The following is a 15,921-nucleotide window of genomic DNA, read 5'->3' as shown; positions in this document are numbered from 1 at the left end:
AAATCAAGGAGCCTTTCCATGCCACAGATCGGACAATTCATCCGCACCCAATCGGGCTATTCCGGGCGCTTCCGCACCCTAACTCTCGACCTCGAACTGGTCTTTGTGCCGACCGGCAGCAGCGGTGTCGAGAACGCCCCCGACTACCGCATCCATATCGAAAGCGACGAAGGTCCAGATGTCGGCGCGGGCTGGACCCATACCGGCGACAAGGCGGGCACCTTCATCTCGGTCGCGCTCGACGATCCCGTCTTCGCGCAGCCAATCCGCGCCCGCCTGTTCCAGTCCGACGAGGACGGACGGGACTGGGGCCTGCACTGGACGCGCCTGAAGAAGCGCGAAGAGCAGGACTGAGCCATGCGTCTTTCTCGCATCCTGTGTGCGAGCGCGCGATACGGCGGTCCCCGCCGCATCGCTGCTCTTCTCCTTTCCGGCCTCACCTTCGCCGTGCCGCCGGGTGCCGGTCTGCTGGCGCAGAGCCTGCCACCGGCGACGCAGGATGCGCGCGATCTCCATGCGGCACATATCGCGGAAGCCTCGCTGCGCTTCGGCATTCCTGCCGACTGGATCCGCGCGGTTCTGACCGTCGAAAGTGCGGGCAACATCGGGGCAATCTCCCCGGCCGGCGCGATGGGGTTGATGCAGGTCATGCCCGAGACCTGGGCGGAGCTCCGGCTCCGCCATCGGCTCGGCAATGACCCGTTCGACCCGCGCGACAACATCCTCGCAGGCACCGCCTACCTGCGCGAGATGTTCGACCGCTACGGCGAGATCGGCGCAATGCTGGCAGCCTACAATGCTGGACCTGGGCGCCTGGACGCCTTCCTTCTTTCCGGCCAGGCGCTGCCTGCCGAGACGCGCGCCTACGTCGCCCTTCTCGCGCCCGCGCTCGGCGGCGCTCCGCTTCCCGGCGCTGATATCGCGCCCGCTGCGCGGCGCGACTGGCGCGAGGCTCCTCTCTTTGCCGGCAGCATCGTGGCTGTGCCCGATGCAGCGCGACTGCATTCCGACGACATGCCGGACGTCGCATCGACCGCGCCCGAAACGCGCATCGACGGACTCGCTCCTGCGTCTGCGCAGGAGCTCTTCGTCGTGCGGTCAGAGAGAGACCTCGCCCCATGACCACCTGGCAGGCCGATCGCACCATGGCAAGCTCCAGCGTAGAAAAGGGAGCGGTGGGACGGGGTCCCGTCACCACGACCGAAAGATGGCAGGATAAAAGGCCGCGATGTGCGGCTCCGGGCGGTCGTGGGATTTCAAGGGGTTATGGCGCGTTTCCGCGATGTGCGCCGCTTCGGCGCGATGTGCATTCGCTGCGGTTCTTCTTTGAAAGCATGGCCTTGGCGCGATGTGCGGGATGCCGGCCATGAACAAGGACAACGAAATCCGCATCCGGCCCGGCCGCATCCGCTCGACCCGCGTTCAGCACGCCCGGCCCTTCATCGCCCAGGCCCTGGCCGCCACCCAGAAGGCCGGCGGCACGATCTCGCGGCGGGGCACGATCAGCACCGGCACGCCATCGCGCTCGCGGTTCGGCCGCGGCCAGCGCGCGACCGTCCAGGCCAATCGCCTGATCACCTCGCGCTCGCGGGGAGCGGTGATCAAGGCCCGCGTCGTCCGCCACGGCAAACGGGGCGCGCCGCTCGGCGCGCATCTCGCCTATCTGAGCCGCGACGGGGTCACCCGGGACGGGGGAAAGGGACAGTTGTTCGGCGCCGATCTGGACCATGAAGACCAGAAGGGTTTCGCCGAGCGTTGCGAAGGCGACCGGCACCATTTCCGCTTCATCATCTCGCCGGATGACGCGTCCGACATGTCCGACCTGCGCGGTTTCACCCGCGACCTGGTGGACCAGATGGAAAAGGATCTCGGGACCCGGCTCGACTGGGTCGCCGTCGATCACTGGAACACCGAACATCCGCATGTCCATCTCATCGTTCGCGGCGTGCGCGACGATGGCGCCGACCTCGTCATCGCGCGCGACTACATCAAGGACGGCATGCGCGACCGGGCGCGCGATCTCATCACCCAGGAGCTCGGACCGCGCAGCGAGCTCGAAATCCGCACGAAACTCCTCCACCAGATCGACGCCGAGCGCTGGACCAATCTCGACCGGCAGCTCGCCCGCGACGCCGCCCGCACCGGGATCATCGACCTGGCGCCCGACCCCGAACGCCCGGCGGACGACTATTCCGGCTTCAAGGTCGGCCGCCTGCGCAAGCTCGAAACCCTCGGTCTGGCCGAGCATCTGGGCCCGGGCCAATGGGCGATCTCGGAGAATGCCGAATCCACGTTGCGCGAGATGGGTGAGCGTGGCGACATCATCAAGCGCATCCATCGCGGTCTGAGCGAACACGGCATCGAGCGCGGTTCGGCGAGCTACGTCCTCGCCGCCGAGAGCATTGACGAACCGATCATCGGCCGACTTGTCGAACGCGGACTGGACGACGAACTCAAGGGCACCGCCTATGCCGTCGTCGATGGCGTCGACGGCCGCACCCATCATATCCGCCTCGGCAGCCTGGAGGCCGCCGGTGACAGCCCGCCTGGCTCGATCGTCGAGCTGCGCAGATACGACGATGCCCAGGGCCAGCGCCGCGTCGCGCTGGCCGTGCGCTCGGACCTCTCGATCGAGGGCCAGATCAAGGCGGAGGGCGCAACCTGGCTCGACCGACAGGCCATCGCACGCGAACCCCTCGCGTTCGGCGCCGGAGGCTTCGGCGCCGAGGTCCGCGATGCCATGAACCAGCGTGCCGAGCATCTGATCGAGCAGGGCCTCGCCGAACGGCGCGGCCGTTCTGTGATCTTTGCCCGCAATCTTCTCAGGACCCTGCGGACGCGGGACGTCCAGGCCCTCGGCGAACGGCTCGCCAGCGAGACCAACACCATCTTCGAGCAGGCCGAGAGCCGGGACTATGTCGCCGGCACCTATCGTCAGCGGTTCGCCCTCGCCTCGGGACGCTTCGCGATGATCGACGAGGGGCTCGGCTTCAAGCTCGTGCCCTGGACGCCCTCGATGGACAGCAAACTCGGCCAGCATGTCTCCGGCGTGGCCCGCACCGATGGCGGCGTCGACTGGAGCTTCGGACGCAAGCGCGGGCTTGGGCTTTGAAACGCAAGAAAGGAACCGACCATGACGGGTACGAAAATCCTCTGGGGCCAGATCCTCACCGTCTTCACGATCATCCTGACCTTCATCTGGGCGGCAACCCAATACGTCGCCTGGAGCCTCGGGTTTCAACCGCAGCTCGGCCCGGCCTGGTTCCAGCTATGGGGCGTTCCGATTTATTATCCGCCGACCTTCTTCTGGTGGTGGTACTTCTACGACGCCTATGCCCCGAACACCTTCATGATCGGTGGCGTCATCGCGGCTTCCGGCGGCTTCATCGCCATTGCCATTGCCATTGTGATGTCGGTCTATCGCGCCCGCGAGGCGGAAGACATCGAGACCTACGGATCGGCACGATGGGCAAAGCCCTCCGAAGTCAGGGCCGCCGGCTTGCTAGACGCCGACGGGGTCGTCCTGGGAAAACTCAACGACGACTATCTTCGCCACGACGGCCCCGAGCATGTGCTCTGCTTTGCGCCAACCCGCTCCGGCAAAGGCGTCGGTTTGGTTATTCCGTCTCTCCTCACGTGGCCCGGCTCGGCGATCGTTCACGACATCAAAGGCGAGAACTGGACCTTGACCTCGGGCTTTCGCGCCCGTCATGGTCGGGTCCTTCTCTTCGACCCGACCAATTCCGGCTCCTCGGCCTACAATCCTCTTCTTGAGGTGCGCCGCGGCGAATGGGAAGTGCGCGACGTCCAGAACATCGCCGACATACTCGTCGATCCGGAAGGCTCGCTCGAGAAGCGCAACCACTGGGAGAAGACAAGCCACGCGCTCCTCGTCGGCGCGATCCTCCATGTGCTCTATGCCGAGAAGGACAAGACGCTTGCCGGCGTCGCCGCCTTCCTCTCGGATCCGCGCCGGACGATTGAGGCCACTCTCGATGCGATGATGAAAACCGCGCATCTCGGCGAGGCTGGCCCCCACCCGGTCGTCGCCAGCGCCGCGCGCGAGTTGCTGAACAAGAGCGACAATGAGAGGTCCGGCGTGCTTTCGACCGCGATGTCCTTCCTCGGCCTGTACCGCGATCCCGTCGTGGCGCAGGTCACGCGGAGGTGCGATTGGCGCATTGCCGATATCGTTGGCGGGCGGGCGCCGGTCACGCTCTACCTCGTCGTCCCGCCCTCGGACATCAATCGCACGAAACCCCTGATCCGCCTGATCCTCAATCAGATCGGTCGCCGCCTGACGGAAGATCTGCGTAGCAAGGGGGATCGCCATCGCCTGCTGCTGATGCTCGACGAGTTCCCCGCGCTGGGAAGACTGGATTTCTTCGAGGGGTCGCTGGCCTTCATGGCAGGCTACGGGCTGAAGGGCTTTCTGATCGCCCAATCCCTGAACCAGATCGAGAAGGCCTACGGTCCCAACAACAGTATCCTGGACAACTGCCATGTCCGGGTGAGCTTTGCGACGAACGACGAAAGGACCGCGAAACGTGTGAGCGATGCCCTTGGCACCGCCACCGAAATGCGCGCCATGAAAAACTACGCGGGCCACCGGCTCGCACCCTGGCTGGGGCACATCATGGTCTCGCGCTCGGAAACCGCGCGTCCGCTTCTGACCCCGGGCGAGGTGATGCAACTCCCGCCTGCGGACGAGATCGTCATGGTCGCCGGCATCCCGCCGATCCGCGCGAAAAAGGCACGCTACTTCGAGGACCCGCGGCTCCAGGAGCGCATTGTCGAGCCGCCGAAACCCTCGCATGACCACATCGCCGGAGTTGACGACTGGAGTTCGCTGCCAATCCCCACGCCGCCCAAGCTCAGCAGGGCGCACAGACCGGACCTGACCGACAAGGAGGACACCACAGACTCCGAGCGGCGCCATCAACCCTAACTCAGCCGGGCGAAGGTCGTCGATCGCAAGCAGCCGATCGAGGACGAGTTCAACCTTGGTGCCCCGGCCGAGGAGATCGACGAGGACGTCGCCCAGACCACCCGGATGACACGGACCATGCAATCGGTCGCGCGGCAGGCCTCCATGAACCCCAATGACGGGATCGAGATCTAGGAGGCAGCCATGGCAAGACCCTCACGCAAGCAACGGCTGTCCATCTATCTCGAGCCCGAGATCATGAAAGCCCTGAGCGCCTATGCAGCGCGAAGGAACCAATCCCTCTCCCTCATCGCCGAAGCCGGGATCGCGTCCTTCCTTTCGCCCGACGCTGCCGAGCAGCATGAGGCGGCCACGATCAAGCGCCTCGATCAGCTCGACCGACGCATGACCCGGCTCGAACGGGATGTCGGGATCGCGGTGGAAACCATGGCGATCTTCGTGCGCTTCTGGCTCACGACCACTCCGCCGCTACCGGAACCTGCGCAGCAGGCGGCCCGCGCCAGCGCCGCGAAGCGGTATGAGGCTTTCGTCACGGCACTTGGAAGACGCCTCGCACAAGGCCCGATGCTCAGGCAGGAGATTTCGGAAGATATCGGGGGGGAAAAGCCATAGCAGTCCATGCCTTGACGACATGCGCAGCCGACCCGCGAGATCCTCAATCCGGTGTTTCAAATCGTGGCGGGTACTCTGTGCCAAGACCGGCGAGTCCCCTGTCGAGCTCCGGCTCGTCCCATTTGGCGGCGATCCGCAGCCAGCGATCGACCGTCCTTTGAAAGTCGGGATCGCCGAACCGCATCTGAAAGGTGTAGAGCCGGTTGACGACCTGTCGCATCAAGTCCCGCATCTCGTCATCATCAAGACGGGACACCTCGGCCCAAGGGATGCGATTGCCTTCGGCATCGACGACAAAGACATCGGAGAAGTCACCCGTTCGCGTGACTGGCACCCGACCCGCATGCAGGTTCTCCAGCATGCTGTTGCGGACGCAGATCATCGCCATCGCCTTGGCGAGCTGCGCTGCGATCCGCGCCTCCTCCTTGCGGTTCATCGGGTCTGTCCTTCCACAGGTCACAGGCCAGGTAGCCCAGACACAACTGCCACTCACCAGCCGGTTCCATCCCGCGGGCATCCGACGACGATAGCGTGACCCCAGGGCACCACACAGGCATTTCCATCCAACCCTCCCTTTTCTTTCTTTTTCTACGATCCTGTACGACGCCCCCATTTCCCTTGTTGCCAGCCCATATTTTCTGTCTCTTCTACTTATCCCCGATCCAGGGCCGCCCGTTGTGCGGACCCGCAGGAGAACGGGGACGACATGGCCACCACTCAGCAGAAGCCGGAAGCGATCCAGCGCGGGGCGCGCATGCTCCGCACCGCGCTAGGACCTGCCATTGCCCGGTTTCTGGAAGACCCCGCCATCGTCGAGGTGATGCTCAACCCCGATGGGAAGCTCTGGATCGACCGACTTGCTGGAGGCCTGACCGACACAGGTGAACGCCTGTCACCCGCCGATGGTGAGCGGATCGTGCGCCTTGTCGCCCACCACGTCGGCGCGGAAGTTCATGTCAGGAACCCGCGCATCTCGGCAGAGCTGCCCGAGACGGGGGAGCGGTTCGAGGGGCTGCTCCCCCCCGTGGTCACGGCACCTGCCTTCGCGATCCGTAAGCCGGCAATCGCGGTCTTCACTCTCGACGACTATGTGGCCTCCGCGATCATGTCGGCCGAACAGGCCGGCCTGCTGCGTGAAGCCGTTGCGAGTCGGGCCAATATCCTCGTCGCTGGCGGCACCTCGACCGGCAAGACGACATTGATCAATGCCCTGCTGGCCGAGGTCGCAGGCACCTCCGACCGTGTCGTCATCATCGAGGACACGCGCGAACTGCAATGCGCGGCACCCAATCTCGTCGCCATGCGGACCAAGGATGGCGTCGCCACGCTCTCCGATCTGGTCCGCTCTTCCCTGCGTCTTCGCCCCGATCGCATCCCCGTGGGCGAGGTTCGCGGCGCCGAGGCGCTCGACCTGCTCAAGGCGTGGGGAACCGGACATCCGGGAGGGATCGGAACGATTCACGCCGGATCAGGGATCGGCGCGCTGCGACGACTTGAGCAGCTGATCCAGGAAGCCGTCGTCACAGTGCCCCGCGCCCTGATTGCCGAAACGATCGATCTCGTCGCCGTTCTCGCTGGACGTGGTGCCTCCCGCCGTCTGGTCGAACTCGCCCGCGTCGAGGGGCTGGGTCCCGACGGGGACTACCGCATTGCCCAAGCCACCCCCACAACGACAGGAGACACCGCATGATCCCCAACGCCCTTCGTATCCGCCGCCATGTCGCGACGGCCGCAACCTTCACCTATGTCAGTATCTTCCTGACACCCGCCGCCTATGCCGCCGGCTCCTCCATGCCCTGGGAAGCGCCGCTGACGAGCATCCTGCAATCGGTCGAAGGTCCGGTTGCCCGCATCGTCGCCGTGATCATCATCATCGTCACCGGCCTGACGCTCGCCTTCGGCGATACCGGTGGGGGCTTTCGGCGATTGATTCAGATTGTGTTCGGCATCTCGATCGCCTTCGCGGCCAGTTCCTTCTTCCTGTCGTTCTTCAGCTTCGGTGGTGGGGCCCTCGCCTGATGGCCGTCAGCCTCGAAGACCTCACCGAGGTGCCGGGCTTTTCCGTGCCCGTCCACCGCGCGCTGACCGAGCAGATCCTGCTCGGCGGCGCGCCGCGCTCCATCGCGATCCTGAACGGCACGCTGGCCGGGGCTGTTGGCCTCGGCCTTCAGCTCTGGCTCGCCGGGATCGTGATCTGGGCTGTCGGGCATTTCGCGGCCGTCTGGGCAGCAAAGCGCGATCCCCAATTCGTGGAGGTTGGCCGTCGGCATCTGCGCCTCCCCGGTCATCTCTCGGTCTGACGGAGGCGCCAAATGATGAACCTCGCCGAATACCGCCGCACCGCCGCCCGGCTGGCCGACTACCTGCCATGGGCAGCGCTTGTCGCGCCCGGCGTCGTGCTGAACAAGGACGGATCGCTCCAGCGCACCGCACGGTTTCGCGGACCCGATCTCGATTCCGCGGTTGCCGCCGAGTTGGTCGCGGTCGCCGCCCGCCTCAATGGCGCGTTCCGTCGTCTGGGATCGGGCTGGAGCATCTTCGTCGAGGCGCAGCGCCAGGAAGCCGCGATATATCCGGACAGCCTTTTCCCCGACCCCGCCTCCGCCCTGCTCGACGCCGAACGCAAGGCAGCTTTCGAGGAGCAAGGCACACATTTCGTATCAGCCTACTACTTGACCCTTCTCTATCTGCCGCCCGCCGAAGAGGCCGCCAGAACCGAGGCCTGGCTCTATGAAGGGCGCGACACATCCGGCGTCAACGCCAGGGACGCTCTGAACGGCTTCATCGACCGCACCGACCGCGTGATCGCCCTGCTCGACGGCTTCATGCCGGAATCCGTCTGGCTGGACGATGGAGAGACGCTGACCTATCTCCATTCGACGATCTCCACGAAACACCATCGCGTCCGGGTTCCCGAGACCCCGATGTATCTCGATGCGCTGCTCGCCGACCAGCCGCTGGCAGGAGGGCTGGAACCGAGGCTGGGAGACCAGCATCTGAGGATCCTCACCCTCACTGGTTTTCCGACGGCGACCACGCCCGGAATCCTCGACGATCTGAACCGGCTCGCCTTCCCCTACCGCTGGTCCACCCGCGCGATTCTGCTCGACAAGACGGACGCCACGAAACTCCTCACCAAAATCCGCCGACAATGGTTCGCGAAGCGGAAGTCGATCGCGGCGATCCTCAAGGAGGTGATGACCAACGAGCAATCCGCCCTGGTCGATACCGATGCCGCGAACAAGGCGCTCGATGCCGACATGGCCCTGCAGGAACTCGGCGCGGACATGGCCGGCATGGCCTATGTCACCGCGACCATCGTGGTCTGGGATGCAGATCCCCGCATCGCCGATGAAAAACTCCGCTTGATCGAGAAGGTCATTCAGGGCCGAGACTTCACCGCGATGATCGAGACGGTGAACGCGGTCGACGCCTGGCTCGGGAGCCTGCCCGGCCACGCCTATGCCAATGTTCGTCAGCCGCCGATCTCCACCCTGAACCTCGCCCATATGATCCCCCTCTCCGCCGTCTGGGCGGGCGAGGTGCGAGACGAACATTTCGAGGCACCGCCCCTGCTTTATGGGCGAACCGAGGGCTCCACCCCCTTCCGCTTTTCAATGCATGTCGGCGATGTCGGCCACACCCTCGTCGTCGGCCCCACCGGCGCCGGGAAATCCGTCCTCCTTGCACTAATGGCACTTCAGTTCCGCCGTTACCCGGGCAGCCAGATCTTCGCGTTCGATTTCGGAGGCTCGATCCGCGCCGCCGCGCTCGCTATGGCGGGCGACTGGCACGATCTCGGCGGCAGCCTGACCGAGGGAGATGCCTTTTCTGTGGCACTGCAACCGCTCGCCCGGATCGACGATCCCACCGAACGGGCATGGGCCGCAGACTGGATCGCCGCCATCCTCAAGCGCGAAAGCATCGCGATCACCCCCGAGGTCAAGGACTATCTCTGGACCGCGCTCACATCGCTCGCCTCGGCCCCGGAGAGCGAACGCACCATCACCGGCCTCGCCGTCCTGCTGCAATCGACCGACCTGAAGCAGGCACTCCGCCCTTACTGTGTCGGCGGTTCCCACGGCCGGCTACTGGACGCCGAAGCCGAACATCTCGGCTCGGCTTCGGTCCAGGCTTTCGAGATCGAAGGACTGGTCGGCACCGGCGCCGCACCTGCGGTCCTGTTCTACCTATTCCACCGGATCGGCGACCGCCTCGATGGTCGGCCTACGCTCCTGATCATCGACGAGGGCTGGCTCGCGCTCGATGACGAGGGCTTTGCTGGCCAGCTCCGCGAATGGCTCAAGACGCTGCGAAAGAAGAACGCCAGCGTGATCTTCGCCACTCAATCGCTCAGCGACATCGACAATTCCGCGATCGCGCCGGCGATCATCGAAAGCTGCCCGACCCGGCTCCTGCTGCCGAATGAGCGCGCGATCGAACCGCAAATCACGGCGATCTATCGCCGTTTCGGCCTCAACGACCGCCAGATCGAGATACTCGCAAGGGCAACCCCCAAGCGCGACTACTACTGCCAGTCGCGACGGGGCAACCGGCTGTTCGAACTCGGACTTTCCGAAGTCGGCCTCGCGCTCTGCGCCGCCTCGTCAAAATCCGACCAAGCGCGCATCGCTCGCATCCTCGGAGCGGCAGGCCGCGACGGCTTCCTCGCCGCCTGGCTGCGCGAGCGCGGAGTCGACTGGGCCGCCGATCTGATCCCCGACCTCGACAACCTTCTGATCGAGCCGGAGCCGACAACCGTGACCACACCGCCCGACAGCCCCGACCTTCAGCCCCCAGAAGAGGAGTTCATCCCATGACACGACCTGTTTTCCGACTGACCCGAATGGTGAGCGCCCCGGCGCTCGCCCTCGCGCTAGCCGCACCCCTTGCCGTGGCGCCAATCTTTGTTGCCCCCGCGCAGGCCTTTTTCGGCGGCTTTGGCCGGATCGTGTACGACCCGCGCAACCACGCCGAGAACCTGGTGACTGCGGCGCGAACGCTGGAGCAGATCAACAACCAGATCGCCTCGCTCCAGAACGAGGCGCAGATGCTCATCAACCAGGCCCGCAATCTCGCCAGCCTGCCGCATTCCTCGCTGCAACAGCTCCAGCAAAACGTCAGCCGCACCCAGCAATTGCTGAATCAGGCGCAGAACATCGCCTTCGAGGTCCAGCAGGTCGACCAGATCTTCCAGCAGGAATACGGCGCGCTCGACCTCTCCATTCCCCAACAGCAACTCGTGGCCGACGCTCGTGCCCGCTGGACCAACACGATGGGCGGGTTGCAGGACGCCATGCGCGTTCAGGCCGGGGTCGTGGGAAATATCGAGGCACAGCGCGTCGAGATGGCAGCGCTCGTCGGCCAGAGCCAGAATGCGGTCGGCGCACTTCAAGCGACCCAGGCCGGAAATCAGCTCCTGGCACTGCAATCCCAACAACTTGCCGATCTCACCGCGCTCCTCGCCGCCACCGGCCGCGCCGAAGCGCTGGTAGAGGCGGAGCAGGCCGCAGCCGCCGAACAGGGCCGCATCCAGCGCCAGCGATTCCTGACCCCGGGCACCGGCTACCAGCCCGGGAATGCCCGGATGTTCAACAACTAGGGGCCGGGAGGAGACGATGGAGAGCAAGGTGCTGGCCCGGATCGGAGCGATCGTTTTCGTCGCCTTCGCGATCACCGCCGCGATCGTGGAATACGCGCGGGAGGACGCCCCCACCCCGACCGCCACGGCACCTTCCCTCCAGCTTCCGCCCGACCCGCTGCGCGAACAGCAGCGCCGCTGCCAGCAAATGGGCGAGGCGGCGGCCAAAGATGCCGCCTGCCTCGCAGTCTGGGCCGAGACCCGCGACCGTTTCCTCGGCCGCGCGCCTGCACCGGCCCAACCTCACGCGGAGTGACGGGTCATGGGCGGTGCCGGCGTTATCGACAACTTCCTCGCAGTCTTTACCTCCTACATCGACTCCGGCTTCGGTCTCCTGGGCGGCGAGGTCGCCTTCATTGCGACCACGCTCATCGTCATCGACGTCACCCTGGCCGCCCTTTTTTGGGCCTGGGGCGCTGATGACGATGTGATGGCGCGGCTCGTCAAGAAGACATTGTTTGTCGGGGTATTCGCCTACCTAATCACCAACTGGAACTCGCTCGCCCAGATCGTCTTCAACAGTTTCGCCGGACTCGGGCTGCTGGGTTCGGGCACCGGCTTTTCGGCCGCCGACCTCATGCGCCCCGGCCGCGTTGCCCAGACCGGCCTCGATGCAGGCCGTCCCCTGCTCGAGTCGATCTCGGACCTCATGGGCTGGATCGCTTTCTTCGAGAATTTCATTCAGATCGCCTGCCTCCTCTTCGCCTGGGCGCTGGTCATCCTGGCGTTCTTCATCCTCGCCGTTCAGCTCTTCGTCACATTGATCGAATTCAAGCTGACCACGCTCGCGGGCTTCGTGCTCATCCCGTTCGGCCTCTTCGGAAAAACGGCATTCATGGCCGAGCGCGTCCTGGGGAACGTGATCTCTTCGGGGATCAAGGTTCTCGTCCTGGCGGTGATCATCGGCATCGGCTCGACCCTGTTCGGCCAATTCACGGCCGGTTTTGGAGGGGTCACGCCCACAATCGACGACGCCATGGCCGTGGTGCTCGCGGCCCTTTCTCTGCTCGGTTTGGGGATCTTCGGTCCCGGAATAGCGAACGGGCTGGTTTCCGGCGGCCCGCAACTCGGCGCCGGTGCGGCTGTCGGAACCGGCCTCGCCATCGGCGGAGCGGCCATGGCCGCGGGCGGGGGCGCCATGCTTGCCGCCCGCGCCGGCGGCGCGGCGCTCTCGGGAGGAGCAGCGGCCGTTCGTGGCGGCGCCACCGCAGCCGGGGCCGCCTCGACAGCCTATACGCTCGGGTCGATGGGCCATTCCGGCGCGGCCGGGGTCGCCTCCGGCATGGGCGGCGTTGCGCGCGCGGCAGGCAGCAGCGCCCTCTCACCGCTCCGCAGCGCGACCAACCGCGCAAAAGAACGCGTCGGCTCCAGCTACAGCGGCGGCGTCAAGGGCGGGTTTGCAGCCACGGGTGGCACCTCTTCCATGGGCACCGTCGGGGGCAACCCCGCGCCTGATCCTGCTTCCACCGCCACCGACGGCCCGCCAGCCTGGGCGCAGAAGATGCGCCGAGGGCAGGCCATGAGCCGCGGCGTCACCCTCGCCTCACATGCGATCCGCTCCGGCGACAGCCATGGCGGGGGAGCTTCAATCAATCTCTCCGACAGGTAGTCCGACATGAACCTCTTCAAGCGCCCGGCAACCCATTACGGCCGAACCCCCGAACCCGAGACACCTTACCAGAAGGCCGCCCAGGTCTGGGACGAGCGCATCGGCTCCTCCCGGGTCCAGGCGAGAAACTGGCGGATCATGGCCTTCGGCTGCCTCTTCGTCGCGGCAGGTTTTGCGGGCGCGCTGGTCTGGCAGTCGGCCCGCGGCACCGTCGTTCCCTGGGTGGTGCAAGTGGACAATCTCGGCCAGGCCCAAGCCGTGGCGCAGGCCACAGCCGACTACCGCCCGACCGATCCCCAGATCGCCTGGCATCTCGGGCGATTCATCGAACAGGTCCGCGGCATCTCGGCCGACCCGATCATCGTTCGCGAGAACTGGCTTCGGTCCTATGAATTCACCACGGATCGCGGTGCCACGGCGCTCAACGAGTTCGCCCGGACGAACGATCCTTTCACGCGGGTCGGGCGGCAGCAGGTCGCAATCGAAGTCTCTTCGGTCATCCGCGCCTCGCCCGACAGCTTCAGGGTTGCGTGGACCGAGCGCCACTACGAAGGCGGTGCCCTTGCCGCCACCGAGCGCTGGACCGCCATCCTGACCATCGTCCTGCAAACCCCTCGTACCGCAGAACGCCTCAGGGCGAACCCGCTCGGCATCTATGTCAACGCCATCAACTGGTCGCGGGAGATGAGCCAATGACCAACCCGACGATCCGCACAACCGCCGATCCGGTTTTCCGTAAACCCGCAATCGTGGCTCTGCTGCTTTCCGTGACATTGCTCGCCGGCTGCGCCACGAACCGCGCGCCCCAATTCAGCTACGACGACAATGTGCCGCCTCTGCCCGCGGTCCCCACGGCAACCGCGAGCGACCAACCCCGTCCACTCCATACGCCGCCGGGCTGGACGCCAGCGCGAGGCGGCGCGGCCGCAGGAACACCCGAGGCCCGGGTCACCAACGCCAATGCCGCAGCCCGGATCGAGCCGCGCCGCGAAGGCTACTACAACTCCGTTCAGATCTACCCCTGGAGCGAAGGCGCCCTCTATCAAGTCTATACGTCGCCCGGCCAGATCACCAATATCTCGCTCGAGCCGGGTGAGAGCCTGACCGGCGCCGGCCCGATTGCCGCCGGCGATACCGCGCGCTGGATCATCGGCGACACCGAGAGCGGTGCCGGGCCGAACCGCCGCGTCCATATCCTCGTCAAACCGACGCGCGAAGACATTTCCACCAACCTGATCGTCACTACCGATCGCCGGGTCTATCTCATCGAACTGCGCGCGACCGAAGCGCCCTACATGCCCGCGGTGGCCTGGGCCTATCCCGCCCCGCCGCCTGGCCAGCGTCAGCCGGCGGTCGCCGCGCCCATCATCCCGCACGAGGCGGCGCGCAACTATCGTTACGGCCTCACTGGCGACACGCCGCCCTGGCGGCCGGTCGGGATCTTCGACGATGGACGCCGCAGCTACATTGTCTTCCCGCGCGGCATCGCGCAGGGAGAAATGCCACCGCTGTTCGTCCTCGGGGCCGACGGCGAGCCGCAGATCGTCAACAGCCGCGTCTATCAGAACGTCCTGATCGTGGACCGGATTTTCGGAGCGGCGGAACTGCGCCTCGGGAGCGGCGACCGTCAGCAGGTGGTCAGGATCGTCCGCATCGAGCCGCAGCCGCCTACTCGGGCCCAGACGACCACACCCGGAGACTCCCCGACATGACCGACGCAAGCAATCCGAATGATGCGACGGCGCCGATGCGGCTCCGCGCTGACCCGCCGCGGGTGACGCGCCTGTCACGCCGGGTTGTCGCCGGCGCAGGTGCGATCGCCTGCCTCGGCATCGCCGGCGCGCTCATCTATGCACTGCAGACACGCGGCCCCGCGCCGGGAGCGGAGGAACTCTACTCGGTGGAGAACCGTCCGACTGCCGACGGCCTCATCGGACTACCTTCAGACTACACCGGGCCTGTTCTCGGCCCGCCCCTTCCGGGGGACTGGGGCCGACCGATCCTCGACGCGCAGAACCGCGGCGAGCCCATCGTCCCGCCGATGATGACGCCGCCCGCCGTCGATCCCGACGCGCAGCGCCGCCTCGCAGAGGAAGAAGCGGCAAGGCTGAGCCAGGTATTCTTTCAGACCAGACCCTCCACTGCGACACCCGACACGCCGGTTGTCCCGCCGCTTTCAGGCTACGACCTCGCCGGTGCCGCTGGAGCACAAAGCCCGCAGGACAGGCAACTCGCATTCCTCAACGCCTCTCCTGATCGCCAGCCGGTTGCTCCGGATCGGATCATGGCACCGGCATCGCCTTTCGTTCTTCAGGCGGGTGCGGTGATCCCGGCAGCACTCATCACCGGCATTCGCTCCGATCTCCCGGGTCAGATCACGGCGCAGGTCACCGAAAACGTCTATGACAGCCCGTCCGGGCGCTATCTCCTCATCCCGCAAGGCACCCGCATCATCGGCGAATACAGCAACGAGGTCACCTTCGGCCAGCGCCGTGTGCTGCTCGTCTGGTCCCGCCTGATCCTGCCCAATGGCCGTTCCATTGTTCTGGAACGCCTGCCCGGCGCCGATGCACGGGGTTATGCCGGTCTCGAGGATGGGGTCGACCATCACTGGTGGGATGTCGCAAGAGCCGCCGGCCTCTCTACCCTTCTCGCCATCGGCACCGAACTCCTTGCCGATGGCGAAGACCGGCTGATTCAGGCGATCCGGGAAGGAGCCGGCGCAACAATCAACGATGCCGGTCAGCAGATCATCCAGCGGCAGCTCCAGGTCGCCCCGACCTTGACGATCCGGCCCGGCTTCCCGCTCCGGATCATCGTCACCCGCGACCTCGTGCTCGAACCACAGGGAGGCTAGCGATGGTGAAGCTTAAACTTGGTCCCATCACCGACGACAAGCCCGTCAAGGTAGCGGTGGAGCTGCCCGCGCAGCTGCAACGCGATCTCGCCACATATGCCGAGATTCTCGCCCGAGAAACCGCGCAACCGATCCCCGATCCGGTGAAGTTGATCGTCCCAATGCTCGAACGCTTCATCGCCACAGATCGCGGCTTCGCCAAGGCACGCCGTACGTCTCCCGCCACCTCGCGCGTTACAAATCCGTGATCTTGG

At 65.7% G+C, this 15,921-nt stretch carries 17 protein-coding genes; 16 read left to right on the top strand and 1 reads right to left on the bottom strand.

Annotated elements, in window-relative coordinates; translation table 11 throughout:
- The first annotated feature begins 18 nt into the window (after positions 1–18).
- From JHW48_RS04865 to JHW48_RS04845, 5 genes are all read left to right on the top strand, one after another.
- Positions 19–354, top strand: a complete 336-nt coding sequence (locus JHW48_RS04865; protein ID WP_119884742.1) for a DUF736 domain-containing protein — start codon at positions 19–21, stop codon at positions 352–354.
- A 3-nt stretch (positions 355–357) separates the two neighbouring features.
- Entirely contained in the window at positions 358–1,122 is a 765-nt protein-coding gene (locus JHW48_RS04860) for a lytic transglycosylase domain-containing protein (RefSeq protein ID WP_119884743.1), read from the top strand.
- 244 nt (positions 1,123–1,366) lie between these two features.
- The gene (locus tag JHW48_RS04855; protein ID WP_119884795.1) at positions 1,367–3,112 is read left to right on the top strand and encodes a relaxase/mobilization nuclease domain-containing protein; all 1,746 of its coding nucleotides are present in this window, start codon (positions 1,367–1,369) and stop codon (positions 3,110–3,112) included.
- 21 nt (positions 3,113–3,133) lie between these two features.
- The gene (locus JHW48_RS04850; RefSeq protein ID WP_473093025.1) at positions 3,134–4,948 is read left to right on the top strand and encodes a conjugal transfer protein TraG; all 1,815 of its coding nucleotides are present in this window, start codon (positions 3,134–3,136) and stop codon (positions 4,946–4,948) included.
- Positions 4,949–5,131: 183 nt separating this feature from the next.
- Positions 5,132–5,560, top strand: a complete 429-nt coding sequence (locus JHW48_RS04845; protein WP_119884744.1) for a CopG family transcriptional regulator — start codon at positions 5,132–5,134, stop codon at positions 5,558–5,560.
- A gap of 43 nt (positions 5,561–5,603) precedes the next feature.
- On the opposite strand, the gene JHW48_RS04840 is transcribed toward JHW48_RS04845, so the two are convergent.
- Positions 5,604–5,996 (bottom strand): hypothetical protein, encoded by a 393-nt coding sequence (locus JHW48_RS04840; RefSeq protein ID WP_119884745.1) that lies wholly within the window; start codon positions 5,994–5,996, stop codon positions 5,604–5,606.
- A gap of 318 nt (positions 5,997–6,314) precedes the next feature.
- Between JHW48_RS04840 and trbB the strand changes: the two genes are divergently transcribed.
- Genes trbB through JHW48_RS04785 form a run of 11 tightly spaced genes read left to right on the top strand, consistent with a single transcriptional unit; the run spans position 6,315 to position 15,915 of the window.
- Positions 6,315–7,250 carry a P-type conjugative transfer ATPase TrbB gene (trbB, locus tag JHW48_RS04835; RefSeq protein ID WP_473093027.1) on the top strand — a complete coding sequence of 312 codons (936 nt, stop codon included), beginning with the start codon at positions 6,315–6,317 and terminating at the stop codon, positions 7,248–7,250.
- Entirely contained in the window at positions 7,247–7,579 is a 333-nt protein-coding gene (locus tag JHW48_RS04830) for a TrbC/VirB2 family type IV secretion system protein (protein WP_119884747.1), read from the top strand. The genes trbB and JHW48_RS04830 overlap by 4 nt, the downstream gene beginning before the upstream one ends.
- Positions 7,579–7,860, top strand: coding sequence for a VirB3 family type IV secretion system protein (locus JHW48_RS04825; protein ID WP_119884748.1), 282 nt, complete (start codon positions 7,579–7,581; stop codon positions 7,858–7,860). The genes JHW48_RS04830 and JHW48_RS04825 overlap by 1 nt, the downstream gene beginning before the upstream one ends.
- Positions 7,861–7,872: 12 nt before the next feature.
- Positions 7,873–10,380, top strand: a complete 2,508-nt coding sequence (gene trbE, locus JHW48_RS04820; protein ID WP_119884749.1) for a conjugal transfer protein TrbE — start codon at positions 7,873–7,875, stop codon at positions 10,378–10,380.
- The gene (gene trbJ, locus JHW48_RS04815; RefSeq protein WP_205961844.1) at positions 10,377–11,162 is read left to right on the top strand and encodes a P-type conjugative transfer protein TrbJ; all 786 of its coding nucleotides are present in this window, start codon (positions 10,377–10,379) and stop codon (positions 11,160–11,162) included. The genes trbE and trbJ overlap by 4 nt, the downstream gene beginning before the upstream one ends.
- Before the next feature lie 16 nt (positions 11,163–11,178).
- The gene (gene trbK-alt / locus JHW48_RS04810) at positions 11,179–11,457 is read left to right on the top strand and encodes a putative entry exclusion protein TrbK-alt (protein ID WP_119884751.1); all 279 of its coding nucleotides are present in this window, start codon (positions 11,179–11,181) and stop codon (positions 11,455–11,457) included.
- 6 nt (positions 11,458–11,463) lie between these two features.
- The gene (gene trbL, locus JHW48_RS04805) at positions 11,464–12,810 is read left to right on the top strand and encodes a P-type conjugative transfer protein TrbL (protein ID WP_119884752.1); all 1,347 of its coding nucleotides are present in this window, start codon (positions 11,464–11,466) and stop codon (positions 12,808–12,810) included.
- Positions 12,811–12,816: 6 nt separating this feature from the next.
- Positions 12,817–13,506 (top strand): conjugal transfer protein TrbF, encoded by a 690-nt coding sequence (gene trbF, locus JHW48_RS04800; protein ID WP_119884753.1) that lies wholly within the window; start codon positions 12,817–12,819, stop codon positions 13,504–13,506.
- On the top strand, positions 13,503–14,522 hold the full coding sequence (trbG, locus tag JHW48_RS04795; protein WP_119884754.1) for a P-type conjugative transfer protein TrbG: 1,020 nt from the start codon (positions 13,503–13,505) through the stop codon (positions 14,520–14,522). The genes trbF and trbG overlap by 4 nt, the downstream gene beginning before the upstream one ends.
- On the top strand, positions 14,519–15,667 hold the full coding sequence (locus tag JHW48_RS04790; protein ID WP_119884755.1) for a TraB/TrbI/VirB10 family type IV secretion system protein: 1,149 nt from the start codon (positions 14,519–14,521) through the stop codon (positions 15,665–15,667). The genes trbG and JHW48_RS04790 overlap by 4 nt, the downstream gene beginning before the upstream one ends.
- Positions 15,668–15,669: 2 nt before the next feature.
- Positions 15,670–15,915, top strand: coding sequence for a DUF2274 domain-containing protein (locus JHW48_RS04785; protein WP_119884756.1), 246 nt, complete (start codon positions 15,670–15,672; stop codon positions 15,913–15,915).
- The last annotated feature ends 6 nt before the right edge of the window (positions 15,916–15,921 follow it).

This window comes from Paracoccus aestuarii (genome assembly GCF_028553885.1).
GTDB lineage: Bacteria > Pseudomonadota > Alphaproteobacteria > Rhodobacterales > Rhodobacteraceae > Paracoccus > Paracoccus aestuarii.
Note: the sequence above shows the minus strand (reverse complement) of the source record. Positions and strands in the feature narration are given on the sequence as shown.